Source organism: Klebsiella sp. GW_Kp182 (assembly GCF_040062275.1).
GTDB lineage: Bacteria > Pseudomonadota > Gammaproteobacteria > Enterobacterales > Enterobacteriaceae > Klebsiella > Klebsiella michiganensis.
In genome coordinates, this window is the sequence record NZ_JBEAFQ010000001.1 from 233054 (window position 1) to 257637 (window position 24584).

Genomic DNA, 24584 nt, shown 5'->3' on the forward strand with positions numbered 1-24584 from the left:
TTTTCGTGGCTAAAAGAGCGGCTGACATTTTTACGCGAATATGCCTGCCGCAGCAAGCGCTGTTTCAGCATTTTACGTCTCCTGACGTACATTCCCGAGGGCGATTTTCAGCCGATTCATCCAACCGCACAGCCCGCACCAGGCGAGTAGATCGATAGCCGCGCTACGGGAAAGCCCGTAATCAGTGAGGGGAGTTAGCTGGGCGGCGCTGAAGCGGTCGGGCGCGCGGGTCAAAAGCTGTACGGATTGTAGAAGCTGGCGTTCCATTGACGGGTTGTCTCCCCATGGCTGGACGCCGGATTCATTACCACGCAAAGCGTCCGTGAGATCGGCTAAATCTGGACATCGCGAGGCCCACGCGTTAAAGCAGCTGATGCTGCCATTAATCCGCGCAGCGATCAGCGCCACCTGCGCGGCGAACGGTTGCCGATCGCTGAGGTGGAACAGGAGCTGCTCCTGCAGAGCCAGAGGAGGTTCCTGAGCCGCCAGCAGCGGGGCCAGTTCAAACAGGCCCGGATGTTTTCGCCAGTTCGCTAAAAGAGACTGGCGCTCATCGTCGGCATAGCGTAAGTCCGCGTCGTCAAGTCCTGGCTGCCAGTCACTCTCCCTCGCGACGAAAAGCGCTTCCGGGGCATCTTCCTGCTGCGGCATGCCGGGGATCCAGCGCACCGGGTAACCCAGCGCGGCATGGAAGGCGGCGATAGCGCGGGCCTGGAAGCTGATAAAGCCAATAATCTGATTGATAAGGATAATATCGCGACTGGTCAGGCCGACTTCGTCCAGCTGGCTGCGGGCGAGCGCGTTGATCAGCGAAGGAGAGCTCGCGAGCTGACGCGCGTACTGGGTAATTTGCGCCAGACGACGGTTGCTCTCACGCGAGGAGTCCGGGCCGGGAAGCGGCGCCAGGCGAGCGGCGTAGTGATTACACAGGCGCTGTACGCCATAAACCTGGGCGACGGTCAGCGCCGTACTTAGCCGGTCATAGGCGCTAAATGTCTGTAGACGGTTAACCGTCACTGACGCGGGAAAGAGGGCATCTGCCAGCCGACGGGCGGGCGTAAGCCAGCGCGCATGCGCCTCGAGCAGCTCCCGGGGGAGAGTCAGATCGAGTAGAAAACGATCTTCGACATGGGCGGCTTCAGGGACGAGCGGCAATACATCCACCGGGCAGATTGTTGACTGGGTCTCATGATACCAGTGGTTTTTGCCGTTAACGCGGCGTTGCTCCATGGGCGTTCCTTGTTCGGTATGTGGCAAACCGCCGTTTCGCGGTCATGCTATGCGGAACTATCCTGGCTTAACCCTGGAGCGGGAGAAAATATTGATCCGTGCTAACAAATAGCGGATTGGAATAACAGAAGGAAAGCGCGGGGGAAATACTCCTCCTCGCGGGCACGAGGAGGGTAACGAACTTATTTCAGTTCCAGCTCGTTCATGGCGGCGATGCTGAAGCCGCCGTCAACGTGAACGACTTCGCCGGAGATGCCGGCAGACAGGTCGGAGCACAGGAATGCTGCGCTGTTGCCCACGTCTTCAGTGGTGACGGTGCGACGGATCGGGGTGACCGCTTCGCAGTGCGCCAGCATCTTACGGAAATCTTTAATACCGGAAGCCGCCAGGGTACGGATCGGACCGGCAGAGATGGCGTTAACGCGAACGCCTTCCGGGCCCATGGCGTTCGCCATATAGCGCACGTTAGCTTCAAGAGAGGCTTTCGCCAGACCCATCACGTTGTAGTTCGGGATGGCGCGCTCTGCGCCCAGGTAGGAGAGCGTCAGCAGGGCGGAGCCCGGGTTCAGCATACCGCGGCAGGCTTTCGCCATCGCCACAAAGCTGTAGGCGCTGATATCGTGAGCAATTTTGAAACCTTCACGAGTCACCGCGTTAACGTAGTCGCCGTCCAGCTGGTCTGCCGGCGCAAAGCCGATAGAGTGGACGAAACCGTCGAACTTCGGCCACACTTTTGCCAGCTCGGTGAACAGAGACTCGATGCTCTCATCTTCCGCGACATCGCACGGCAGGACGATATTAGAGCCCAGCGCGGCGGCAAATTCTTCCACACGACCTTTCAGTTTTTCGTTCTGATAGGTGAACGCCAGTTCAGCCCCTTCACGGTGCATGGCTTGCGCGATGCCGTAGGCGATGGACAGTTTGCTGGCAAGGCCAGTCAACAGAATGCGCTTACCGGAAAGAAAACCCATAGCTTTTAATCCTTATCGTTATTGCGTATTTTTACTTTAACAATCATTTGGTTAGCATTGTTATTTCAAAATAACTCAAATTTAGCCGGGAATTATATCCCACTGACGACCCCTTGTGTCACGATATTTTTCTGCCATTCGCCACGTCATATCGCGCTTTGGCTACCGCGTATACAAGAGTATACCATCGGATATGACGGCGACCTGGCGCTAGCGCCGTGCAAATTACGCCTCGGTTTATTTACCGTCTTTACGCCAGGCATCGGCAGTCAGCGCCTCGCCGAAATGACCGGCAATCAGGCGTTTTGTCAGCTCGTGCAGCGGAGACGCCAGAACGTCGGCGGTGCTGCCGCGTTCGACCACTTCGCCCTGATGCATCACCAGCACCTGATCGCTGATGTGCTTCATCATACCCAGATGCTGAGTCACGTAAATGTAGGAGATACCCTGTTTTTCCTGCAGCTCCAGCATCAGGTTTATCAGCTGCGAGCGCATTGACATATCCAGCGATGCCAGCGCTTCATCGCAGACGATGACCTTCGGACGCAGGATCAGCGCGCGCGCCAGGCCCAGACGCTGTTTCTGTCCCGGCGCCAGCATATGCGGGTAGTAGCTGACGTGGTCCGGCAGCAGGCCAACCATTCGCAACGTTTCGATAATCTGCTTCTGCCGCGCTTCGGGTTCGAGGTCGGTATTCAGGCGCAGCGGAAAATCGAGGATTTGCGAAATACGCTGCCGAGGATTGAGCGAGGTCGACGGATCCTGAAAGATCATGCGAATCTTCTGGCTGCGGAAAGAGTAATCGCCAAACGCCAGCGGGCGATCGTCAATCAGCAGTTCGCCGGTACTGGGTTCGACCATTCCGGCGAGCATTTTTGCCAGCGTTGACTTGCCGGAGCCATTCTCGCCGATAATCGCCAGCGTCTGGCGCTCGCGCAGGGTAAAGCTTAACGGCTTAACCGCCTCCACCGTTTGCCGATGAAACCAGCCGGTGCGGTAGCGAAAGGTCTTACTCAGATTGCGCACTTCAAGCAATGTTTCGACCATTTCACTCTTTCTCCATGTTCAGCGGGAAATGACAGGCATAGAGGTGGTTACGGGCGCCCACCAGCCGGGGCGTTTCGATACATTCGCGCTGGGCATAGGGGCAGCGCGGCCCGAGCCGGCAGCCGATGGGCAGCTGTTCGAGCAAGGGGATCGCCCCCGGCAAGGTGTTGAGCCGACTCTTGTGCGGCATGGCGCTGCCGAAATCGGGAATCGCCCGAATCAGCGCCTGGGTATAGGGATGGTGCGGAATTGTCACCAGCTCTTCGCTCGGCGCGGTTTCCACCGTCTGCCCGCAGTACATCACGTTGATTTTGTCCGCCCATTTACTGAGCATCTGCATATCATGACTGATCAGCAAAATGGTGGTGTTGTTGTTTTGGTTCAGCCGCGTCAGCAGGCGGATGATTTGCGCCTGCGTTGTCGGCTCCATGGCGTTAGTCGGCTCATCGGCGATCAGCAGCCGCGGCTGGTTAGCCAGCGCGATGGCGATCATGACCTTCTGGCACTCTCCGTCCGTCAGCTCGTAGGGGAAGCTGCGCATCGCATCTTTATGGTCTTTGATCCCCACGCGGTGCAGGAGCTCAATGGCGCGCCGCTTGCGCCAGCCAAAACGCTGCCACCAGCGGCCTTTAAAGGTCCAGCCGGGAATATTCTGCGTTAATTGCTGGCCGATCCGTTCGGAAGGGTCGAGACAGGATTGCGGCTCCTGAAAAATCATTGAGACGTTGTGGCCCACCAGCTTACGCCGCTCGCGCACCGAGAGACGCAGCAGATCGATGTCGTCGAAGCGCATGCGGTCGGCGGTTACCCGCCAGTTGTCCTTGGTGACGCCGCATATCGCTTTAGCTATTAAGCTTTTGCCGGAGCCGGACTCCCCGACGAGGCCGCGTATTTCCCCCTCGGCGAGAGTCAGGCTGACGCGATCGACGGCTTTCACCCAGCCTTCGTTGGTCTTGAATTCAATGGTTAAATTACGGATGTCGAGTAATGGCATTATTCCACCCCGGCGATGATGGCGCGGCGGATCCCGTCGCCCAGCAGATTAACCAGCAGGACGCTTATCATGATTGCCGCACCCGGCAGCATCACCGTCCACGGCGCCACGTAAATCAGCTCCAGCGCGTCGCCGAGCATCGCTCCCCATTCGGGGGAAGGCAGTTGAGCGCCGAGATCGAGGAAGCCCAGCGCAGCGATATCCAGGATCGCCATCGACAGCGCGCGGGTGATCTCGGTGACCAGGCCTGAGGTAATATTCGGCAGCACCGCGAACCATAAAATATTCAGCGTCGAGGCCCCGTCAAGGCGGGCGGCGATAACGTACTCTTTTTCCAGTTCGTCATGCACCATGCTGTAGACCGAACGCACCATCCGCGGCAGAAGCGCCAGCCAGACGGCGAACATCGCGTGGCTGAGGTGCGGCCCGGCGAAGGCGACCACGATAATGGCCAGCAGCAGCGACGGGATCGACAGCAGCGTGTCAAGAATATGGTTCATCACCGCAGACCGCAGGCCGTGGGTAGAACCGGCAATCACGCCAAGCACCAGTCCCAGCAGGGCGGCGCCCAGCGTCACCACAAACGCGCCGCCGACCGTCGGCGCCGCGCCGCTCAGCAGGCGGCTCAGGACGTCGCGACCGAGATCGTCGGTACCGAGAAAGAACGACACTTCGCCGTACCGCGACCAGGACGGCGGCAGCAGCTGGTAGCCGAGAAACTGCTGGTCGATGCCGTAAGGAGCGAACCAGCCGCCGAAAACGCACAGCAGCGCCAGCGCCGCACAGCCGTACAGGCCGATCATGGCGGTCGTATCGCCGTAGAATTTTCGCCATACGGTGCGCAGCGCACCCGGCGGGCGCTTCTCCAGATAGACGCTATCGTAGGGCATACCATTCCTTATGTTTCAGTGGGTTAGCCATAGCACCCAGAATATCGGATATCACGTTCACAATAATTACCAGCGCGCCGATGACCATCACGCCCGCGGAAATCGCGGCGTAGTCCTGTTGGCGAATCGCGTTAATCAGCCAGCGGCCCAGCCCCGGCCAGCTAAAGACCATTTCGGTAATCATCGCCAGCGTTAGCATGGTGGAAAACTGGAGTCCCAGGCGCGGGATCACCGGCGGCAGGGCGTTGTGCAGGACGTGGCGGTGTAAAATCGTCCGCCGCGATACGCCGCGGGTGGCGGCGGCTTTGACATAGTTGGTGTCGTATACTTCGCTGGTGCTGATACGCATCAAACGGATCACTTCCGTCGTCGGCGCTACCGCCAGGGTTAGCACCGGCAGCACCATGTGGCGCGCCGCGCTGACGATCATTTCATGGCGCCACGGGGAGTCGGATAGCCATGCGTCGATCAGCGCAAAGCCGGTGACCGATTTCACTTCATACAGCAGATCGAAGCGCCCGGAGACCGGAAACCAGCCCAGGGTAAGGGAGAAAAACAGGGTCAGCAGCAGCGCCAGCCAGAAGATGGGAATCGAAAAGCCCAGCAGCGCCAGGGCGCTGATCAGGGTATCTTGCCATTTGTTGCGCATAATGCCCGCCAGCATACCGACGGGGATCCCGACCACCAGCGCGAAGCCGAAGGCGAGGATACAGAGCTCCATGGTGGCGGGAAAGACCTCTTTAAGCTGCTCGGAAATCAGCTGACCGTTGATGCTGGAAACGCCGAAATCCCAGTGCAGCACGCCCTCAAACCAGAATAGCCAGGCGTTCCACAGCGAGGCGCCCTGCAGCGGCGCGTGGGGCGTAAAATAGCTCAGGCTAAAACCGACAAAGGTCAGCAGGAAGAGGGTAATCAGCAACAGCAGCAGGCGACGCAGAGTAAAAATAATCATGGTTTTTTCACCTCGTCTTCTTTTTCCCGCGAGACGCCTGCGAAAGAGGCGTTGCCAAACGGGCTCAGCACCAGGCCTTTCATGTCGTAACGATAGGCCTGCAAACGCAGGGAGGAGGCCAGCGGCAGCACCGGCAGTTCATTGGCAAGAATACGCTGCGCCTCTTTATAGGCCTCAATGCGCGAGGCCAGCTGCTGTGAAGTGAGCGCCTTTTGCAGCACCTCGTCGAATTCGCGATGACACCAGTGAGCATAGTTGGTTTGTGAGGTAATCGCCGCGCAGCTCAAAAGCGGACGGAAAAAGCTGTCCGGATCGTTACTGTCCGTTGCCCAGCCGGACAGCGTCAGGTCATGACTCATATCCATTAATCTGGCCTCCTGGAAGCGACCTTCTACCGGCACAATAATCACCTTCACGCCAATTTGCGCCATATCCGCCTGAATAAGCTCGGCGGTTTTCAGCGGGCTGGGGTTCCAGGCCTGCGAGCTGGTTGGCACCCACAGCTTAAGCGTTAGATTTTCCAGCCCCAGGGCTTTCAGCCGGGCTCGGGCTTCCGCGGGGTTATATTCGGTGATCCTGGCGTCGTTATCGTAGGCCCAGGAGGCGCGAGGCAGCATAGACGCGGCGGTTTCCGCGGTGCCGTAGTAGATCGACTGCATCAGGCGCTGATTATTGATGGCCAGCGCCAGCGCATGGCGCACCTCAGGATTATCGAGCGGCGGCTTAGCGGTGTTAAACGCCAGCCAGGCGATGTTCATTCCCGGGCGCAGGGTCAGGCGCAGACGCGGGTCGTCACGCAAAATAGAGAGCTGGCTTGCGGCGGGCCAGGCCAGCACGTCGCACTCGCCGGTCAGCAGTTTTGACAAGCGGCCGGTGCCGCCGGAGCCGAGGTCGACCACCACCTGCGGCATCAGCGGTTTACCGCGCCAGTAGGCCGGATGGCGCTGCAGGCGAATGTACTGACCGCTGCGATACTCCTCCAACTGGAACGGACCGGTGCCGACCGGTTGCCGGTCGATCAGTTCCTGGCGATCGTTCTGCGCCAGCTTCGCGGCATACTCTGCCGACATCACCGAGGCGTAGTGGGTGGCCAGATGCCACAGGAACGAGGCGTCCGGGCGTTTGAGGCGAAACTCGACGGTATGACTATCCAGCTTACGCACGCTTTCCACGCTGTCGGCAAACTGTAAGCTATCGAAATAGGGAAAGCTGCTGCCGTTAACGTTGTGCCACGGGTGGTCGCGATTAAAAATGCGGCCAAAGGTGAAAATGACGTCATCGGCATTAAAATTACGGGTCGGTTTGAACCAGGCGGTGGTCTGAAAAGGCACGTTGTTGCGCAGGTGGAAGCGGTAGGTTGCGCCGTTGTCCAGCACCTCCCAGCTTTCTGCCAGTTCGGGAACCAGGCGATAAGTATAGGGGTCGACGTCAAGCAACCGGTCATAGAGCTGGGCGGCCAGGGTATCGACAATCAGGCCGCTGCTGACCTTTTGCGGGTTGAAGGTGTTGACCTGTCCGCTCACGCAATAAACGAAGCCGCTATCGCGAATATCCGCGTGCGCAGGCAGCGCTGGCGCGGCAAAAGCTTGCCCGTACAGCATACATACCGCTGCCAGGAGAGAAGACAATTTCAGGCGCATAGTTTCTTTTTGATTATAGAGCAAGGCTCTATCTTATTAATATTAAATAACATTTACCACCACCTTATTGCTCATGGAGATAATATAAGCGAGGGCTGCGTCGGTTATTTGACCAACTGATTCAAATTCATACTGCTTATTAACTTCGAGTATACCTCGTAAATCATCCGACGTTTGTCATCAGGCAAGCGAGGGGTTGAGCAAAGCGTATTTTCGATTCATCTGCCGCACGGCTTGAGGAAGCTATGGGTATTGAGCATGGCGCTTATTTGCGTCGAAGCCCCGATATCCGCCACATGGTATCTTTTTATTGGCGGTTTCTCCAGCCAGCCGTGGCTGTACGGCTGGCTGGCGGTCGAGGCGCTACAGGGGAAGGAGTCGGTTATAGCGGGCGATGTAATCTTTGGGATTAATTTCCAGCTTTTCGCCATCGTGATGGTGGGCAACATAAGTACGCAGTACCAGGCCGCTGTTTTGCGGCGTAATTGTCCAGCCCTGTTGACGATATGCATCTTCGGTTGAGCGGATAAGCAGGTCCGAAAAGATCATCATGACCGAGAGCGCCGGCGCGCGGTGGCTTTTCATGGTATGGACCAGGCTGACGTGCGCCGCATAGCGGCCGAGCGTTGAAGGATTAACCGGAATCATCTTTATTTTCAGTCCATTGAGTCATGATGCGCTGATGATAGTTCACATGAGGATATCTTGCTAGTTACAATTTTTTAACCCCATGCGAACGGGCTGCCGCGCAAGCAAAAGCTATTTTTCACGGCACAGGCCGCTTGCAGAAAGAAGCAGGGTAGTGACGCTGTCACTTTTCAATCGCCGAGCGGCGTGAATTCATAAAGCGCCAGCGCATTGCTCTCCAGCGAATCGACAAGCTGCCAGCGGTCGCTATCCGGCGTCTCTTCACTGACGCGCAGCGCCGGACGCGCTCTGTGCATCAACCAGCGATAGTCCTCATCGTCCGGGCCGCTTTGGCTGCGAAAGGCCTCAAACAGCGGGAAGAGCGCGCCATGGTGCCGATCGAACAGATGATGTTTGATTCGCCAGCGTCCTTCAAGGCCGAGCAGGCGCACGCTCCAGGGCTGACTAAAGCGCTGGATAAACGCCTCCTCGCTGGAAAGCCAGGGATTGAAAACTACCGTGTTGCGCAGCAGTAGCTGATAATGGCCGTTATGGCGCAGCAGCAGCAAGTTCTTGTCGTTGATCACCACCTCGCCCCGCAGCCTGCGCCACAGCCATAGCACCCAGTAGACCGGTCGCGGCAGACCGTGGAGATAGTGCAGCGCCAGGCTGGAAGTATCCAGCTTGCCGTTGGCGCGGGCTTCCCCCTGCAGCCCTGAATTCAGCCAGAACCCCGCGAGCCAAACCTGATCCGCCAGTCCCAGCAGATTATCCATCAGCAGCGCGCCGCGAAAGAAACGGCCGTTGGTATCGCGGGTATCGCCGGTGAGGGTATTCCACGAGAGCAGCCAAAGCGGCAGCAGGAGCTGCCGCTGGCGCAGCGCGCTATGAAGTTTGCGCAATTTGTGTACCGGATAGTTTTCGCTGGCGGCCAGTTTCTGGCTATCCACCTGCGCGAGATCCAGCAGTTCATTAGCATCGGCCTGGCAGGCCAGAAAATCCGCCTCGACCAGCAGCGGTGAACGCAGAAGGGGATCGTCCTCCACCTGTTGAGGAAAACGGTGCCAGATCCCCAGCGCCGACTGCGGCGATAGCCTCTGCAGGATCGTCTTTTGTTGCCGCCAGGCGTGCTGGCGGGCCTCGTCGCTGGCCTGAGGGGACCAGTGCCAGACGAAGTGCCAGCTGGCGAGGGTTGCCGGCGGAAAATGGTTAGCGGACAGAGAGAGGAAACGTTGCAGCAGGTCGCCGCGGGTGGTGAGCCCGGTATGCAGTATCACCGCCAAGCCCTGGGTCGCCAGCCAGCTAAAAATGCGCTGCAGGTTATACCAGCAGGCATACCCGGCCATTTGCGGATCGTCCCAGCCGGTGCCGAACAGGCGGCTGCTGAGAAACGGATCGTGAATATCGATGGCGAATATCGGCAGCGCGTCGTGCAGCTGTTCCAGTTCGCGGCGGACATCCTCGCGCAGCAGATCGTCCAGTTCGCGAACGGTAATCACCATTCGGGTGTGACGCAGCGGCGCGCCGCGCGCCGGGAGTTCGCGAACATCGAGATGGCGGGTTTGTTGGGGGCTGAGCCGCAGCGGCGGGCTATCCAGACCGTAGGTTTGCGGCGCGTTGAGCCGGGCGTACAGCCGATCGATTGACACCGGCTGCCATCGCTCGGTCTGCTGTAGGTGCGGGCGGAGAGATTCGACCGCCGTCTGCGGGTGCTGCTGGCGGAACTGGCGCGGCGTCAGGCCGTGCTCGCGTTTAAACAGGTCGCTCATCACCCGGCTGCTGGCAAAGCCCTGCTGCTGAGCGATCTGCTGTATCTATTGACGCGTCGTCGTCAGCTGCTCCGCGGCTTTGCGCAGGCGCAACCCGGTGATGTACTGCATAAAGCTGACGCCCACCTCTTTGCGGAACAGACGCGAGAGCCAGGCCTCAGAAACAAACTCCGCGGCGGCTATCTCCTGCAGCGACAGGCGCCGTTGATAGTTGGCGTCGATTCGCGCCACCACTCTGTTAATTCGCTGGCTCCAGCGTTCGGCTCCGCGAGACGCCTGGGCGGTGAGGGGACGGCTGAAGCGTGACGCCAGCAGGAGAGCAATTTCGCTAAGCCAGCGGTTGGCCTCCAGCCGGTAGTGGGCCTGCGGATTGACCAGACCGAGGACCAGCAGCTGGCGCATCAGGTAGCGCAGGGTGTCTTCGGCATCGCGGGTTTCGCTGCTGCTCTGGTAGGCGGAGGCAAAAAAATCGCCGTCGAGGCGGGTCAGCCATCCGGCGTTCAGCGACAGCGCCATCACGACGTTCGCCGTCTTGCTGTGCAGGCTCCAGCGGCGATGACGATTCACTATCGCCAGTTCATCGGCCTGCAGGTACCGACCCGTCTCGCCATCGCGGAGTTCGACGCTGCCCTCAAGCAGCCATAGCAGCGTCAGAGCATCGTTTTCCTGCTGGCTCAGCTGCCGGATATCGCGAACCACAACCTGAAAGTCGCCTGAATGATGCTCCACCGTCGCCTCCTGAAGACAAAAAACAGCACGTTATTTTTTGTCATAACCGTTTTGTATGAAAAACACTCATTAATAATCCGTCACTATAAAACAAAAAAGCGCATTTTAAAGCCAACAGGGATGCATAAACTCGAAAGTGTCGTGCAAACACAACACAGGAATAATAAAAATGACACACCCGATTATTGAGGCATTACAGGTTAACGAGGCGCAGTTTGTCGCGCTTCGCCGCCGTTTCCATCAGCAGCCGGAAATTGGTTTTGAAGAGCATAAAACCAGCGAAGAGGTTGCCCGCCTGCTCGGCGAATGGGGCTATCAGGTTCACCGCGGTCTGGCGGGCACCGGCGTGGTCGGTACTTTACGCGTCGGCGAGGGTAAAAAACGGTTGGGGCTACGGGCGGATATGGACGCCCTGCCGATGCAGGAGATGAGCGGCAAAGCGTGGGCCAGCCGGGTCGACGGTCGTTTTCACGGCTGCGGCCACGATGGCCATACCACCACGCTATTGTACGCCGCGGAATATCTGGCGCGCACCCGGCAGTTTAACGGCACCCTGCAGCTTATTTTTCAGCCTGCTGAGGAATTACTCTACGGCGGTCGGGTCATGCTGGAAGACGGCCTGTTTGACCAGTTCCCCTGCGATGCCATTTTTGGCCTGCATAATATGCCGGGGCAGCCGTTAGGCAGAATCGGCCTGCGCGATGGGGCGATGATGGCCTCCTCGGATACTCTCCATATTGAAGTCAAAGGGGTGGGCGGACACGGCGCGGTACCGGAGCATACCGTCGACGCCACGCTGGTTGCCTGTCATATCACCCTGGCGCTGCAATCCATTGTTTCCCGAAACATCACGCCGTTTGAACCAGCGGTCGTGACCGTGGGCAGTATTCAGGCCGGGCACGCCCCGAACATTATCAACGACAAGGTGCTAATGAAGCTCACGGTGCGCACCTTAAACGAACAGGTTCGCGAGACCGTCCTGCAGCGCATTCACGATATCGCCGTTGCTCAGGCCGAGAGCTTTAACGCCAGCGCCGCCTTAACCCACGTTAACGGCAGCCCGGTTTTAAGGAACGATCCGGCTGTCAATGAGATGGTCCGCACGGTGGCGACCGCGCTGTTTGGCGAGGCGCAGGTCGGCGAGGTGAAGCCGTTTATGGGCAGCGAAGATTTTGCTTTTATGCTCGAGCGCAATCCGAACGGCTGCTATTTCACCATCGGGGCCGGGGACGAAGCGGATCGCTGCATGGTGCATAACCCGGGATACGACTTCAACGATGCGCTTTTGCTGAAAGGCGCCGCGCTGTGGTGCGCCCTGACGGAACACTATTTGCGTTAATGTCCGCAACGAAGAGGACCCTGCTATGAGTTCTGTATCGCTAAGCGAAGCGCAGTTCGTCGGCACCGATCGTCTGCTGGCGGGTATTGTATTGAGCGTTCTGACCTTCTGGCTGTTTGCCCAGTCGGTGATTAACGTGGTTCCGGCGATGAAGAGCAGCCTCGATATTTCGCTGGAAACCCTGACCCTGGCGGTGAGCCTGAGCGCGTTATTCAGCGGCTGCTTCGTGGTCGCCAGCGGCGGGCTGGCGGATAAATTCGGCCGCATGCGCATGACTACCCTGGGCCTGATCCTCAGCATTGTCGGTAGCGCAATGCTGGTGCTCTCTCAGGGACCCGCGCTGTTCCTGGCCGGGCGCGTTTTACAGGGGCTGTCGGCCGCCTGCATCATGCCGGCGACGCTGGCATTAATTAAAACCTGGTATGAAGGCAAAGCGCGCCAGCGGGCGGTCAGCTTCTGGGTCATCGGCTCGTGGGGCGGCAGCGGTCTGTGTTCGTTTGTCGGCGGGGCGATCGCCACCGGTCTGGGCTGGCGCTGGATCTTTGTTTTCTCCATCGCGGTAGCGCTGGCGGCGCTGTTTTTGCTGCGCGGTACGCCGGAAAGCCGCAGCGCCAGCGCGCAGCAGCATAAGCTGGACATCAGCGGCCTGCTCAGCCTGATCCTTGCGCTGGTGCTGCTAAATCTGTTTATCAGCAAAGGCCACGGCTGGGGCTGGACCAGCGCAACCTCGCTGGCGATGCTGGCCGGCGCGCTGGCATCGGGGCTGTTTTTTATCCGCAGCGGCCAGCGTAAGGGCGACGCGGCGCTGATTGATTTCGCGCTGTTTCGCAACCGGGCCTACAGCGCCGCGGTGTTGTCGAACTTTATGCTCAACGGCGCCATCGGTACGATGATGATTGCCAGCATCTGGCTCCAGCAGGGGCATCATCTGAGCCCGCTGGAGAGCGGAATGATGACGCTCGGCTATCTGGTTACCGTGCTGGCGATGATTCGGGTGGGCGAGAAGCTGCTGCAACGCTACGGCGCGCGTTTGCCGATGATGAGCGGCCCGGTCTTTACCGCGGTCGGTATTCTTCTTATCTCCTGCACCTTCCTCGATAAATCGACCTATATCGTCACGGTCTTTTTCAGCAACGTGCTGTTTGGCTTCGGCCTGGGCTGCTACGCCACCCCGTCAACGGACACCGCGGTGGTTAACGCTCCTGAGAATAAGGTAGGCGTGGCCTCGGGGATCTATAAGATGGGCAGTTCGCTCGGCGGAGCGATGGGCATTGCGGTGACAGCGTCACTTTTTGCGCTGTTTTTACCGCTCGGCATGGCCAGCGCGGCGCAGTATGCGCTGTGGTTTAACGCCGCGCTCTGCCTGGGTTCAATGGCGGTGAGCGCGCTGCTGCTTCCGCGTACAGGTCAAAGCTGATGTTTTTTCAGCAGCGCCCGCAGCTGGTGGTAGGTTAGCCCCAGCAGTTCGGCCGCCTGCTTTTGATTGTACTTCGCCTGTTCGAGGCTTCTCTCGAGCAGGCTTTTTTCTTGCTCCTGCTGGAAAGCGCGTAAATCGAGCGGCAGCGTGGGGCCAGGCGTCTTCTCCACTTCGACGGGCGTCGCCGCGTGCTGCTGGCGGAAGGGGTTAATAATAATATTATCCAGCTCGCGCTCGCTGCTGCCGTGGCGGTAGACCGAGCGTTCAACCACGTTTTTTAATTCACGGATATTCCCCGGCCAGCGGTAGTTCTGCAGCGTCATGGCGGCGCGTTCGCTAAAGCCGGGAAACAGCGGCAGTCCGAGCTCGCGGCACATCTGGATAGCAAACTGGGTGGCGAGCAGCATGATGTCGCTCTGGCGCTCACGCAGCGGCGGCAGCTGCACCACATCAAAGGCCAGACGGTCGAGAAGGTCGGCGCGAAAAAGTCCGTCTTCCACCATTTGTGGCAGGTCGGCGTTGGTCGCGCACACCAGGCGGACGTTAACCTGCAGCGGTTGGCTGCCGCCGACGCGCTCCAGTTCGCCATACTCAATCACGCGCAGCAGTTTTTCCTGTACCAGCATCGGCGCGGTGGCCAGCTCATCGAGAAACAGGGTACCGCCGTCGGCGCGCTCGAAGCGCCCCGGGTGACGTTTACTGGCCCCCGTAAAGGCGCCGGCCTCATGCCCGAACAGCTCCGAATCGAGCAGATTTTCATTGAGCGCCGCGCAGTTCAGGGAGATAAACGGCCCCTGCCAGCGGGAAGAGAGGAAGTGCAGACGGCTGGCAATCAGCTCCTTGCCGGTTCCGCGCTCGCCAATAACCAGCACCGGTTTATCGAGCGGCGCCAGTCTTGAGACCTGCTCCAGCACCTCAAGAAAGCTATTGGCCTCGCCGAGCAGGTTGTCCTTGTAATCCGCCATGATGAATTTCGCCATTTAGTAGTGTGATTCACCAGGTCACTTTAGCAATGCGCTGGCCGGATAACAACCACTTCCATTAAAATCAATAAGATAAAAACTTGGCACGGCATTTGTATTAGTCATGGCACAGGCCGGTGCCTGATACCAGAACTATGAGGATTGAAATTATGGGTATTTTTTCTCGTTTTGCCGACATCGTGAACGCCAACATTAACTCTCTGCTGGAGAAAGCGGAAGATCCGCAGAAGCTGGTTCGGCTGATGATCCAGGAGATGGAAGACACGCTGGTTGAAGTCCGTTCGACCTCGGCGCGGGCGTTGGCTGAAAAGAAACAGCTGAGCCGTCGTATTGAACAGGCCGTTGCCCAGCAGGCGGAATGGCAGGAAAAAGCCGAACTGGCGCTGCGTAAAGAGAAAGAGGATCTGGCCCGTGCGGCGCTGATCGAAAAGCAGAAGCTGACCGACCTTATCGGCAGCCTGGAAAACGAAGCGCAGCTGGTTGATGAAACGCTGGCGCGGATGAAAAAAGAGATTGGCGAGCTGGAAAACAAACTCAGCGAAACCCGCGCCCGTCAGCAGGCGCTGATGCTGCGTCATCAGGCTGCAAGCTCCTCCCGCGACGTTCGCCGTCAGCTGGACAGCGGTAAGATTGACGAGGCGATGGCGCGTTTTGAATCGTTTGAACGCCGCATCGATCATATGGAAGCCGAAGCCGAAAGCCACCGCTTCGGTAAAGATAAATCGCTGGATCAGCAGTTCGCCGATCTGAAAGCGGACGATGAAATCAGCGAGCAGCTGGCGGCGTTGAAAGCCAAAATGAATCAAAATAACCAGTAATATCTTCGGGCGGCACCAAGACGTGCCGCCGCCATCAGCAAGGAGTTCACATGAGCATGCTTTTTCTCGCCATCCCTTTGACGTTGTTTGTGCTGTTTGTTTTGCCGGTCTGGCTCTGGCTGCATTACAACAACCGCACCGCCAGCGGCAGCCTATCGCAGAACGAACAGCAGCGCCTGCTGCAGCTGACCGATGACGCGAAGCGTATGCGCGAGCGTATTCAGGCGCTGGAGGCGATTCTTGACGCTGAGCATCCGAACTGGAGAGAGAAATAATGAGCGGACTGGATCTGAGTAAAAAACTGTGGCGCATTCCGCAGCAGGGCATGGTGAAAGGGGTTTGCGCCGGCATCGCGCAGTACCTGGACGTGCCGGTTAAGCTGGTGCGCCTGATTACCGTACTGGCAATGATTTTTGGCCTGTTCCTGTTTGTGGTGGTGGCCTACATCATTCTTTCGTTTGCGCTGGATCCTATGCCGGAAAGCGAGCTGTATGGTGAAAAAACGCCGAGCAGCGGAGAGCTGTTGGCCGCCGCGGATAAGGAGCTGGCAGCAGGGGAGCGTCGTCTGCGTGAAATGGAACGCTACGTCACTTCCGACACCTTTTCGCTACGCAGTCGTTTTCGCCAGCTATAACTGAAAGTTGAGGTTAATAATGAACATGAAATGGCAGCAGGCCGGGCAAAAAGTCAAACCGGGTCTGAAAATCGCAGGCAAGCTGGTGCTGCTCACCGCGCTGCGCTACGGCCCGGCGGGCGTCGCAGGCTGGGCGGTAAAATCCGTCGCGCGTCGGCCGCTGAAAATGCTGCTGATGCTTGTTCTGGAACCGATGCTCAGCCGGGCGGCGCAGCGGTTTTCTAAACGTCGCGGATGGCGTATGTTATGAGTGCCTAAAAACTCTCTCTATCAGGATGATAAAATGCGAAAACTGCTTCTGGGTTTAGCGCTGGCCATGGCCTTACCCGTCTTCGCGGCGGAGCACTGGATTGACGTCCGCGTTCCGCAGCAGTATCAAAAAGAACATGTCGACGGGGCGGTGAATATCCCGCTGGCGGATTTAAAAACGCGGATTGCGGCTGAAGTACCGGATAAAAACGATACCATTCACGTCTATTGCAACGTTGGCCGGCAATCTGGCCAGGCTCAGCAGATGCTGAGCGAAATGGGCTACACGCAGGTGGTGAATGCCGGCGGCCTCAGTCAGATCGCCAGGCCGAAAAGCGCCAGCAAATAATCTTCAGCCCCGTCGCAGCGGGGCTATTGCACTTTATGATTAGCCCTCATGTCTATTTCCCTCGTTCTTCAGGCTCAACAGGATGGCGATGAAGCGACTCAAAACAGAATTTAATGCGCTGGTGAATCGTGGGGTTGACCGGCATCTTCGCCTGGCCGTCACCGGCCTTAGCCGCAGCGGCAAGACCGCCTTTATCACCGCGCTGGTAAATCAACTGCTCAATATTCACGCCGGGGCGCGGCTGCCGCTGCTCAGCGCAGCGCGTGAAGAACGCCTGCTGGGCGTCAAGCGCGTCCCGCAGCGGGATTTCGGCATTCCGCGTTTTACCTATGACGAAGGGCTGGCCCAGCTGTACGGTCAGCCGCCGGTCTGGCCAACGCCCACCCGCGGCGTCAGCGAAATCCGCCTCGCTCTGCGCTATCGCTCCAACGATTCGCTGCTGCGCCATTTTAAAGAGACCTCGACCCTCTACCTGGAGATTGTCGACTATCCCGGCGAGTGGCTGCTGGATCTGCCGATGCTGGCCCAGGACTATCTGACCTGGTCACGGCAGATGACCGGATTACTGCAGGGGCAGAGGGCGGAGTGGTCAGCGCGCTGGCGGCAGCTATGCGAAGGACTGGATCCGCTGGCGCCCGCCGATGAAACCCGTCTGGCGGAGATCGCCGCGGCGTGGACCGACTATCTGCATACCTGTAAGCGCGAAGGGATGCACTTCATTCAGCCGGGGCGCTTTGTGCTGCCCGGCGAAATGGCCGGCGCGCCGGCGCTGCAGTTCTTCCCCTGGCCGGACGTTGATGCCGCCGGTGAAGCTAAGCTGGCGCAGGCGGACAAACAGACCAATGCCGGAATGCTGCGCGAGCGTTTTAAATACTATTGCGAGAAAGTGGTTAAGGGCTTCTACAAAGATCATTTCCTGCGCTTCGATCGGCAGATCGTGCTGGTGGATTGCCTGCAGCCGCTTAATAGCGGGCCGCAGGCGTTTAACGACATGCGTCTCGCGCTGACGCAGCTGATGCAAAGCTTCCACTACGGGCAGCGCACGCTGTTTCGTCGCCTGTTCTCACCGGTTATCGATAAGCTGCTGTTCGCCGCGACCAAAGCCGATCACGTCACCGTCGATCAGCACAGCAACATGGTGTCGCTGCTGCAGCAGCTGATTCAGGATGCCTGGCAGAACGCGGCGTTTGAAGGCATCAGCATGGATTGTCTGGGGCTGGCGTCGATTCAGGCGACGCAGAGCGGCCTTATCGAGGTGAACGGTGAGAAGATCCCTGCGCTGCGGGGGCATCGGCTAAGCGACGGACAGCCGCTGACCGTCTATCCCGGAGAAGTGCCCGCGCGCCTGCCGGGTCAGGCCTTCTGGGAGCAGCAGGGCTTTCAGTTTGAAAACTTTCGCCCGCAGGTAATGGACGTTGATAAACCGCTGCCGCATATTCGCCTTGACGCGGCGCTGGAATTTTTGATCGGAGATAAATTGCGATGACCGAACCTTTAAAACCGCGTATCGATTTCGATGGCCCGCTGGAGGTGGAAAAGGCGCAAATTCTGAAATCCGCGCGCGCTTTTGACGGTGCCGATGCGGAGAAGTTCGCTCCTGCGCGGTTCGACGCGCCGGAAGAAGAAGAGGGCGCGGCGGAAGCGGTGGTGGAATCGGTGCTGCGACCTAAGCGCAGCCTGTGGCGAAAGATGGTCAGCGCCGGGCTGGCTATTTTTGGCGTCAGCGTCGTGGCGCAGGGCGTGCAGTGGACGATGACCGCCTGGCAAACGCAGGACTGGATCGCCCTCGGCGGCTGCGCTGCCGGCGCGCTGATCGTCGGGGCGGGCGTCGGTTCGGTGGCGACCGAATGGCGCCGGCTGTGGCGGCTACGCCAGCGCGCCCACGAGCGCGATGAGGCGCGGGACCTGATGCACAGCCATGCGGTCGGCAAAGGGCGCGCCTTTTGCGAAAAGCTGGCCCAGCAGGCGGGGCTGGATCACTCGCACCCGGCGCTGCAGCGCTGGTATGCGGCGATCCATGAAACGCAGAACGATCGTGAAGTGGTGAGCCTGTACGCGCAGATCGTGCAGCCGGTATTGGATGCGCAGGCGCGGCGTGAGATTAGCCGTTCGGCGGCGGAATCGACGCTGATGATTGCCGTCAGCCCGCTGGCGCTGGTGGATATGGCGTTTATCGCCTGGCGTAATTTACGTCTGATCAACCGCATCGCCACTCTGTACGGTATTGAACTGGGCTACTACAGCCGCCTGCGCCTGTTCCGCCTGGTGCTGCTGAATATCGCTTTTGCCGGCGCCAGCGAGCTGGTGCGGGAAGTCGGGATGGACTGGATGTCGCAGGATCTCGCGGCCAGGCTATCGGCGCGCGCGGCGCAGGGAATTGGCGCCGGTCTGCTGACGGCGCGGCTGGGTATTAAGGCGATGGAGCTGTGCCGTCCGCTGCCGTGGATCGCCGACGATAAACCGCGGCTGGGGGATTTTCGCCGCGAGCTGATCGGCCAGCTAAAAGAGACGTTGCAGAAGAGCAAAAGCGGCGCGGAAAAATAAGTCGCTTAAGCATTCCCGGCTTGCGGCGTGAACGCCTTAGCCGGGCTACCGTTTCACAGAAGGCTGTAACCTGTAGCCCGGCTACGCGCAGCGCAAGCCGGGGAGAAAAGCAGAAGCGATGATAGCCGCTTCTCTCATCGTCATTTTTCCTCTGAGCGCATAACTTTACGGCAGAAAGGCCATTTTTCCGCCATACTGTCAATAATTGTTGACAGCTATCTTCACGCCAGCAAATAACTGTCCTATCATTCATCGGTTATTGGCCTCTTTAGGGTGAAAACGCCTATGCGTCTTGAAGTCTTTTGTGAAGACCGTCTTGGTCTGACTCGTGAATTGCTCGATTTACTGGTGCTGCGCGGTATCGACCTGCGGGGCATCGATATTGACCCTATCGGCCGAATTTATCTCAACTTCGCCGAGCTGGATTTCGCCAGCTTCAGCAGCCTGATGGCGGAAATTCGTCGTATCGCCGGCGTCACCGACGTGCGCACCGTGGCGTGGATGCCGTCAGAGCGCGAACATCTGGCGCTCAGCGCGCTGCTGGTGGCGATGCCTGAGCCGGTGCTGTCTCTCGACACCAAAGGAAAAGTCGAACTGGCTAACCCGGCCAGCTGCCAGCTGTTTGGCCAGAGCCAGGAGAAGCTACGCAGCCACCCGGTCGCGCAGCTGATTACCGATTTTAACGTCCAGCGCTGGCTGGAAAACAGTCCGCAGGAGTCCCACGCCGAGCACGTGGTGGTCAACGGGCAGAACTTCCTGCTGGAGATCACCCCGGTTTATCTCGAAGGCGAACACGGCGAGAAGGTACTGACCGGCGCGGTAGCGATGCTGCGTTCAACGGTCCGTATGGGGCGCCAGCTGCAAACGATGACCATTCAGGACACCAGCGCCTTTAGCCAGATCCTCGCCGTAGGCCCGAAAATGCGCCACGTTGTCGAGCAGGCCCGTAAGCTGGCCATGCTCAGCGCGCCGCTGCTGATCGTCGGTGATACCGGCACAGGGAAAGATTTGCTGGCCCACGCCTGCCATCTGGCCAGCCCGCGCGCGGGGAAACCTTATCTGGCGCTGAACTGCGGCTCCATCCCGGAAGACGCGGTGGAAAGCGAGCTGTTCGGCGACGCCGTTCAGGGTAAGAAAGGCTTCTTCGAGCAGGCTAACGGCGGCTCGGTTTTGCTGGATGAAATTGGCGAAATGTCGCCGCGCATGCAGACCAAGCTGCTGCGTTTCCTCAACGATGGAACTTTCCGCCGCGTTGGTGAAGATCATGAAGTCCACGTTGATGTCCGGGTGATCTGCGCTACCCAGAAAAACCTGGTGGAGCTGGTGCAAAAAGGGCTGTTCCGCGAGGACCTCTACTATCGTCTTAACGTCCTGACCCTGTATCTGCCGCCGCTGCGCGATTGCCCGCAGGACATCATGCCGCTGACCGAGCTGTTCGTGGCGCGTTTTGCCGATGAGCAGGGCATCCCGCGGCCGAAACTCTCCGCTGATTTGAACAGCGTTTTGATGCGCTACAGCTGGCCGGGCAACGTGCGCCAGCTCAAAAATGCGATCTATCGCGCGCTGACGCAGCTGGACGGTTTCGAGCTGCGCCCTCAGGATATTCTGCTGCCGGATCATGACGTCTCCTCGCTGGCGGTAGGCGAAGAAGCGATGGAAGGCTCGCTGGATGATATTACCCGCCGTTTCGAACGCTCGGTGCTCACCCAGCTTTATCGCAGCTTCCCCAGCACGCGTAAGCTGGCCAAGCGTCTTGGCGTCTCGCATACCGCCATCGCCAACAAGCTGCGTGAATATGGCCTGAGCCAGAAAAAGGGCGATGAGTAATGCCCGTCGGCCGGCTGCCTGCGCCGCCGGCCGGCATTTCCAGAAAAGGGAGGGGGGCTGGCGTCAAATGAATCGGTATATACTGCGTTTTTACCCTCTTTATGGCAGGCATACGCATGTGGATCTGGCGTAGTCATTTTTTTCAATGGATGAAACTGCTGGCGCTCTCCAGCGCGATCTCTTTTGTGCTGTTCTGGTTTCACCTTCCCGCCGCGCTGCTGCTGGGGCCGATGATTGCCGGCATCACCCTGAGCCTGCGCGGTGCGGCAATTCGCGTACCCCGTCCCTTTTTTATTGCCGCCCAGGCGATTATCGGCTGCATGATTGCCCGCAGCCTGACGCCCTCCATTTTCGGCGTTCTGCTGGCAAACTGGGCGCTGGTGCTGCTGATTCTCTTTTCCACGCTCGCTATCAGCGCGCTGGCGGGATGGCTGCTGGTGCGCTACAGCGACCTGCCCGGCGCCACCGGGGCGTGGGGGAGTTCGCCGGGCGGCGCCTCGGCGATGGTGATTATGGCCCAGGAGTACGGCGCCGATGTCCGGCTGGTCGCGCTGATGCAGTATCTGCGGGTGCTGTTTGTTGCCGGCGCCGCGGCGCTGGTGGTGCGCGTCGCGCTCGGCGGTGAAGCGCAGGAGATGACTCAGCAGGTCGCCTGGTTTCCGCCGATCAGCCGGCAGCTGCCGCTTACGCTTCTGTTGACGGCGGCGGCGGGGTGGCTTGGGCTGCGGCTGCGCTTTCCTTCCGGGGCGATGCTCTTCCCGATGCTGATTGGCGCGCTGGTGCAGGGAGAAGGCTGGCTGCTGCTCGAACTTCCCGAATGGCTGCTGGCGCTGGCCTATGCCGCCGTCGGCTGGAGCGTTGGTCTAAAGTTTAATAAACAGATTTTCCTGCTGGCGCTGAAAACCCTGCCGCAGATCCTGGCATCGATTATCGGCCTGATCCTGCTGTGCGCGCTGATGGCTTATGGGCTGACGCAGATTTTGCCGCTGGACTTTATGACCGCCTATCTGGCAACCAGTCCGGGCGGACTGGACACGGTGGCGATTATCGCCGCCGGTACGCGGGCGGATATGTCGTTTATTATGGCAATGCAGACGCTGCGCCTGTTCACCATCTTATTGACCGGCCCGGCGATTGCGCGCTTCATCTCCCGCTATGCGGCGCGGCAATAAAAAAAGCCCCCGTTTAACGAGGGCTTATATTACCTGGCGGGGATATTACGCTTTCAGCGCGGCCAGGGCTGCGTCGTAGTCCGGCTCTTCGGTGATTTCATTCACCAGCTGGCTGTAAACAACCTGGTCATTTTCATCAATGACGACCACAGCACGCGCCGCCAGACCGGCGAGCGGGCCCGCGGAGATAGCGACGCCGTAGTCGGCCAGGAACTGCGCGCCGCGCAGGGTAGACAGAGTGACAACGTTGTTCAGGCCTTCAGCGCCGCAGAAGCGAGACTGCGCGAACGGCAGGTCAGCGGAAATGCACAGCACGACGGTGTTGTCCAGTTCAGACGCCAGCTGGTTAAATTTACGTACCGATGCCGCGCAAACGCCGGTATCGATGCTTGGGAAAATGTTCAGCACTTTACGGGAGCCGGCGAACTGGCTCAGCGCGACGTCAGAGAGATCTTTGGCCACCAGCGTAAACGGCTGCGCTTTAGCGCCTGCCTGCGGAATGGTGCCTTGAACAGAAACGGGGTTGCCCTGGAAATGCACGGTTTGTGACATGGTTATCTTCCTGTTTACATATAGTTAACGTCGCGGCTAGTGTATGACATCCGTCATCAGCACGGCAAATCCTTTTAATACTTACCTGCGAGGTTCAGGGAATGCGAAATCTGCGAGTCTATGAAGAAGCCTGGCCGTTACATACTCCGTTTGTGATCGCCCGCGGCAGCCGCAGCGAGGCAAAAGTCGTGGTGGTGGAGATTGAAGAGAATGGCGTCAAGGGGACAGGTGAGTGCACGCCCTATCCTCGTTACGGAGAGAGTATAGCCTCGGTGATGGCGCAGATTATGGCGATTGGCGAACAGATTGAACGCGGCGTCTCTCGTGAGCAGATTCAGCACCTGCTGCCCCCCGGGGCCGCGCGTAACGCCGTGGACTGCGCGCTCTGGGACTGTCAGGCGCGCAGCGCGGGTAAGAGCATCGCGCAGCTGTTGGGCGTGACGCTGCCCAACCGGGTGGTTACGGCGCAAACGGTGGTTATCGGCACGCCGGACCAGATGGCGGCGAGCGCGGCGGCGCTGTGGGAAAAAGGGGCCACGTTGCTGAAAGTGAAGCTCGACGATCATCTGATTAGCGAGCGGTTGATTGCCATTCGTGAAGCGGTTCCGCAGGCAACGCTCATCGTGGATGCCAACGAAGCCTGGCGCAGCGATGGCCTGGCCGAGCGCTGTCAGCTGCTGGCGGATATTGGCGTGGCGATGCTGGAACAGCCGCTTCCGGCTGGGGCCGATGAAGCGCTGGAGAATTTTATCCACCCGCTGCCCATTTGCGCCGATGAGAGCTGTCATACGCGCGACAGCCTGGCGGCGCTGCGCGGCCGCTATGAGATGGTCAATATCAAACTGGATAAGACCGGCGGTCTGACCGAAGCGCTGCTATTGGCTGAGGAGGCGGAGCGCCTGGGATTTGCGCGGATGCTGGGCTGCATGCTGTGTACCTCAAGAGCCATCAGCGCGGCGCTGCCGCTGGCGCCGCTGGCCCGATTTGCCGACCTCGATGGCCCGACCTGGCTGGCGGTGGACGTTGAGCCGGCGCTGCATTTCAGCACCGGCGTGCTTCATCTTTGAGGATGCCAGTGCAGCAGGTCCGTCATCGCCTGAAGGTATTTATCCGTCGCCTCGTCGGCGGATATCGGCGGGAATTCGGCGGTGATGCAGGGCAGGCCGATATCCGCGCACCAGCTGCCAAAGGAGCCGGGCGTTTCATAGCCGACGCTGCCTACCAGCGGCAGGCTGAACGCCCCGGCAAGCCACTGCCCCAGCGCGCTGTGGCCGGGGTCTTCAATACAGGCCAGCGGATCGTGAAACGAAACCACCCATGCGGGATGGATCTGGTGGATCAGCTGGCACAGCGCCTGGGTTTCCGGTTCTGAACCGGGTTTTTCGCCGGTGAGCAGAACCACATCGCGCTGTTCCGCCGCGCTGTTCCAGCGATAGACCGTTTCGCCTTCTTTCCAGTTTGCCGCCGGAAAATTCCGGTTCAGGTCGATGCCGCGCGCGTTGGCGCGCAGCCCCAGCTGGCAACCGTCCGGGTTGACCGCCAGCACGACATGATGGCGGCGCAGCTCGGGTTTGAGCGTACGTAGCGCGCAGGAGAGGGTGACAATCGATGCGTTTTCATCGCCGTGGGTACCGGCAAGGATCAGGCCGCTGCGGCTATCGGCCAGCGGTGCAGGGAACCACAGCAGCGGCGCGCCGAGGTGAGACTGGCCATAGCGTTGTGTGCCGGGCGGAAAATCACCGCGCTGAGGGCGAGGACGAGAAACGGGCATAGGGCATCCTGTTGTCAGGTTATTTTTCAGCAGTGTTGTGTAAAACCGTCCCGGAATCAAATAGTTTCCAGCGAGGACGA

Annotated in this window: 23 protein-coding genes and 1 pseudogene; 12 read left to right on the plus strand and 12 right to left on the minus strand. The window is 59.2% G+C overall.

The annotated features are described in order from the left end of the window. Positions 1–72: 72 nt before the first annotated feature. The 9 genes and pseudogenes from ABLU88_RS01150 to ABLU88_RS01190 all read right to left on the minus strand — a co-directional run bounded on the left by ABLU88_RS01150 (position 73) and on the right by ABLU88_RS01190 (position 10849). Positions 73–1230 carry a CMD domain-containing protein gene (locus tag ABLU88_RS01150; RefSeq protein WP_224225750.1) on the minus strand — a complete coding sequence of 386 codons (1158 nt, stop codon included), beginning with the start codon at positions 1228–1230 and terminating at the stop codon, positions 73–75. Between the two features lie 182 nt (positions 1231–1412). Further along, entirely contained in the window at positions 1413–2201 is a 789-nt protein-coding gene (gene fabI, locus ABLU88_RS01155; protein ID WP_004121225.1) for an enoyl-ACP reductase FabI, read from the minus strand. Between the two features lie 237 nt (positions 2202–2438). Continuing rightward, a complete protein-coding gene (gene sapF, locus ABLU88_RS01160; RefSeq protein WP_004850180.1) occupies positions 2439–3248 on the minus strand; it encodes a putrescine export ABC transporter ATP-binding protein SapF in 810 nt (269 codons plus the stop codon). Position 3249: 1 nt separating this feature from the next. Further along, positions 3250–4242 carry a putrescine export ABC transporter ATP-binding protein SapD gene (sapD, locus tag ABLU88_RS01165; RefSeq protein WP_064405411.1) on the minus strand — a complete coding sequence of 331 codons (993 nt, stop codon included), beginning with the start codon at positions 4240–4242 and terminating at the stop codon, positions 3250–3252. Then, on the minus strand, positions 4242–5132 hold the full coding sequence (sapC, locus tag ABLU88_RS01170) for a putrescine export ABC transporter permease SapC (protein ID WP_004139490.1): 891 nt from the start codon (positions 5130–5132) through the stop codon (positions 4242–4244). The genes sapD and sapC overlap by 1 nt, the downstream gene beginning before the upstream one ends. Further along, positions 5119–6084, minus strand: coding sequence for a putrescine export ABC transporter permease SapB (sapB, locus tag ABLU88_RS01175; protein WP_348836106.1), 966 nt, complete (start codon positions 6082–6084; stop codon positions 5119–5121). The genes sapC and sapB overlap by 14 nt, the downstream gene beginning before the upstream one ends. Continuing rightward, entirely contained in the window at positions 6081–7724 is a 1644-nt protein-coding gene (gene sapA, locus ABLU88_RS01180) for an ABC transporter substrate-binding protein SapA (protein ID WP_048261852.1), read from the minus strand. The genes sapB and sapA overlap by 4 nt, the downstream gene beginning before the upstream one ends. A gap of 363 nt (positions 7725–8087) precedes the next feature. Then, positions 8088–8372, minus strand: coding sequence for a hypothetical protein (locus ABLU88_RS01185; protein ID WP_004850195.1), 285 nt, complete (start codon positions 8370–8372; stop codon positions 8088–8090). 170 nt (positions 8373–8542) lie between these two features. After that, a pseudogene (locus tag ABLU88_RS01190) lies at positions 8543–10849 on the minus strand (helix-turn-helix domain-containing protein). 169 nt (positions 10850–11018) lie between these two features. On the opposite strand from ABLU88_RS01190, the gene ABLU88_RS01195 reads away from it, so the two are divergent. Both ABLU88_RS01195 and ABLU88_RS01200 read left to right on the plus strand, forming a co-directional pair. After that, complete coding sequence (locus ABLU88_RS01195) at positions 11019–12188, plus strand: M20 aminoacylase family protein (RefSeq protein ID WP_348836107.1); 1170 nt, start codon at positions 11019–11021, stop codon at positions 12186–12188. A 25-nt stretch (positions 12189–12213) separates the two neighbouring features. After that, the gene (locus ABLU88_RS01200; RefSeq protein ID WP_004850201.1) at positions 12214–13605 is read left to right on the plus strand and encodes an MFS transporter; all 1392 of its coding nucleotides are present in this window, start codon (positions 12214–12216) and stop codon (positions 13603–13605) included. Here the strand turns inward: ABLU88_RS01200 and pspF are convergent. Further along, positions 13596–14585: a phage shock protein operon transcriptional activator gene (gene pspF, locus ABLU88_RS01205; RefSeq protein WP_014838225.1), complete on the minus strand. Its 990-nt coding sequence runs from the start codon at positions 14583–14585 to the stop codon at positions 13596–13598. The genes ABLU88_RS01200 and pspF overlap by 10 nt on opposite strands. A gap of 152 nt (positions 14586–14737) precedes the next feature. Here pspF and pspA point away from each other — a divergent pair, with 152 nt between their 5' ends. The 9 genes from pspA (at position 14738) to ABLU88_RS01250 (ending at position 22181) form a co-directional block, all read left to right on the plus strand. Further along, positions 14738–15406 (plus strand): phage shock protein PspA, encoded by a 669-nt coding sequence (gene pspA, locus ABLU88_RS01210; protein ID WP_004121203.1) that lies wholly within the window; start codon positions 14738–14740, stop codon positions 15404–15406. Positions 15407–15456: 50 nt separating this feature from the next. After that, on the plus strand, positions 15457–15681 hold the full coding sequence (pspB, locus tag ABLU88_RS01215; protein WP_004101459.1) for an envelope stress response membrane protein PspB: 225 nt from the start codon (positions 15457–15459) through the stop codon (positions 15679–15681). Further along, complete coding sequence (gene pspC, locus ABLU88_RS01220; RefSeq protein WP_004850207.1) at positions 15681–16040, plus strand: envelope stress response membrane protein PspC; 360 nt, start codon at positions 15681–15683, stop codon at positions 16038–16040. The genes pspB and pspC overlap by 1 nt, the downstream gene beginning before the upstream one ends. A gap of 19 nt (positions 16041–16059) precedes the next feature. Beyond that, entirely contained in the window at positions 16060–16290 is a 231-nt protein-coding gene (gene pspD / locus ABLU88_RS01225) for a phage shock protein PspD (RefSeq protein ID WP_004101464.1), read from the plus strand. Positions 16291–16323: 33 nt separating this feature from the next. Then, positions 16324–16638, plus strand: coding sequence for a thiosulfate sulfurtransferase PspE (gene pspE, locus ABLU88_RS01230; RefSeq protein WP_014229028.1), 315 nt, complete (start codon positions 16324–16326; stop codon positions 16636–16638). 88 nt (positions 16639–16726) lie between these two features. Further along, positions 16727–18124 (plus strand): YcjX family protein, encoded by a 1398-nt coding sequence (locus tag ABLU88_RS01235; protein WP_014229029.1) that lies wholly within the window; start codon positions 16727–16729, stop codon positions 18122–18124. Continuing rightward, entirely contained in the window at positions 18121–19182 is a 1062-nt protein-coding gene (locus ABLU88_RS01240; RefSeq protein WP_064381449.1) for a YcjF family protein, read from the plus strand. The genes ABLU88_RS01235 and ABLU88_RS01240 overlap by 4 nt, the downstream gene beginning before the upstream one ends. Positions 19183–19467: 285 nt before the next feature. Continuing rightward, positions 19468–21009 carry a transcriptional regulator TyrR gene (tyrR, locus tag ABLU88_RS01245; RefSeq protein ID WP_004850219.1) on the plus strand — a complete coding sequence of 514 codons (1542 nt, stop codon included), beginning with the start codon at positions 19468–19470 and terminating at the stop codon, positions 21007–21009. A 116-nt stretch (positions 21010–21125) separates the two neighbouring features. After that, on the plus strand, positions 21126–22181 hold the full coding sequence (locus ABLU88_RS01250) for an AbrB family transcriptional regulator (protein ID WP_064377177.1): 1056 nt from the start codon (positions 21126–21128) through the stop codon (positions 22179–22181). 45 nt (positions 22182–22226) lie between these two features. On the opposite strand, the gene tpx is transcribed toward ABLU88_RS01250, so the two are convergent. Next, entirely contained in the window at positions 22227–22733 is a 507-nt protein-coding gene (gene tpx, locus ABLU88_RS01255; protein WP_004850226.1) for a thiol peroxidase, read from the minus strand. Between the two features lie 101 nt (positions 22734–22834). On the opposite strand from tpx, the gene ycjG reads away from it, so the two are divergent. Continuing rightward, entirely contained in the window at positions 22835–23800 is a 966-nt protein-coding gene (gene ycjG / locus ABLU88_RS01260; RefSeq protein WP_004850227.1) for an L-Ala-D/L-Glu epimerase, read from the plus strand. Here ycjG and mpaA read toward each other — a convergent pair. Continuing rightward, positions 23791–24504, minus strand: a complete 714-nt coding sequence (gene mpaA / locus ABLU88_RS01265) for a murein tripeptide amidase MpaA (RefSeq protein ID WP_004850230.1) — start codon at positions 24502–24504, stop codon at positions 23791–23793. The two genes, ycjG and mpaA, sit on opposite strands and share 10 nt — an antisense overlap. Between the last annotated feature and the right edge of the window lie 80 nt (positions 24505–24584).

Excerpts from the sequence above, each read along its gene's own strand:
- tpx (WP_004850226.1), bottom strand. The coding sequence starts at position 22,733 with ATGTCACAAACCGTGCATTTCCAGGGCAACCCCGTTTCTGTTCAAGGC.
- fabI (WP_004121225.1), bottom strand. The coding sequence starts at position 2,201 with ATGGGTTTTCTTTCCGGTAAGCGCATTCTGTTGACTGGCCTTGCCAGC.
- pspD (WP_004101464.1), top strand. The coding sequence starts at position 16,060 with ATGAACATGAAATGGCAGCAGGCCGGGCAAAAAGTCAAACCGGGTCTG.
- pspC (WP_004850207.1), top strand. The coding sequence starts at position 15,681 with ATGAGCGGACTGGATCTGAGTAAAAAACTGTGGCGCATTCCGCAGCAG.
- sapC (WP_004139490.1), bottom strand. The coding sequence starts at position 5,132 with ATGCCCTACGATAGCGTCTATCTGGAGAAGCGCCCGCCGGGTGCGCTG.
- sapB (WP_348836106.1), bottom strand. The coding sequence starts at position 6,084 with ATGATTATTTTTACTCTGCGTCGCCTGCTGCTGTTGCTGATTACCCTC.
- ABLU88_RS01200 (WP_004850201.1), top strand. The coding sequence starts at position 12,214 with ATGAGTTCTGTATCGCTAAGCGAAGCGCAGTTCGTCGGCACCGATCGT.
- pspB (WP_004101459.1), top strand. The coding sequence starts at position 15,457 with ATGAGCATGCTTTTTCTCGCCATCCCTTTGACGTTGTTTGTGCTGTTT.
- mpaA (WP_004850230.1), bottom strand. The coding sequence starts at position 24,504 with ATGCCCGTTTCTCGTCCTCGCCCTCAGCGCGGTGATTTTCCGCCCGGC.
- ABLU88_RS01240 (WP_064381449.1), top strand. The coding sequence starts at position 18,121 with ATGACCGAACCTTTAAAACCGCGTATCGATTTCGATGGCCCGCTGGAG.
- ABLU88_RS01250 (WP_064377177.1), top strand. The coding sequence starts at position 21,126 with ATGTGGATCTGGCGTAGTCATTTTTTTCAATGGATGAAACTGCTGGCG.
- sapF (WP_004850180.1), bottom strand. The coding sequence starts at position 3,248 with ATGGTCGAAACATTGCTTGAAGTGCGCAATCTGAGTAAGACCTTTCGC.
- pspE (WP_014229028.1), top strand. The coding sequence starts at position 16,324 with ATGCGAAAACTGCTTCTGGGTTTAGCGCTGGCCATGGCCTTACCCGTC.
- ABLU88_RS01195 (WP_348836107.1), top strand. The coding sequence starts at position 11,019 with ATGACACACCCGATTATTGAGGCATTACAGGTTAACGAGGCGCAGTTT.
- ABLU88_RS01150 (WP_224225750.1), bottom strand. The coding sequence starts at position 1,230 with ATGGAGCAACGCCGCGTTAACGGCAAAAACCACTGGTATCATGAGACC.
- ABLU88_RS01235 (WP_014229029.1), top strand. The coding sequence starts at position 16,727 with ATGAAGCGACTCAAAACAGAATTTAATGCGCTGGTGAATCGTGGGGTT.
- tyrR (WP_004850219.1), top strand. The coding sequence starts at position 19,468 with ATGCGTCTTGAAGTCTTTTGTGAAGACCGTCTTGGTCTGACTCGTGAA.
- pspA (WP_004121203.1), top strand. The coding sequence starts at position 14,738 with ATGGGTATTTTTTCTCGTTTTGCCGACATCGTGAACGCCAACATTAAC.
- sapA (WP_048261852.1), bottom strand. The coding sequence starts at position 7,724 with ATGCGCCTGAAATTGTCTTCTCTCCTGGCAGCGGTATGTATGCTGTAC.
- ycjG (WP_004850227.1), top strand. The coding sequence starts at position 22,835 with ATGCGAAATCTGCGAGTCTATGAAGAAGCCTGGCCGTTACATACTCCG.
- ABLU88_RS01185 (WP_004850195.1), bottom strand. The coding sequence starts at position 8,372 with ATGATTCCGGTTAATCCTTCAACGCTCGGCCGCTATGCGGCGCACGTC.
- sapD (WP_064405411.1), bottom strand. The coding sequence starts at position 4,242 with ATGCCATTACTCGACATCCGTAATTTAACCATTGAATTCAAGACCAAC.
- pspF (WP_014838225.1), bottom strand. The coding sequence starts at position 14,585 with ATGGCGAAATTCATCATGGCGGATTACAAGGACAACCTGCTCGGCGAG.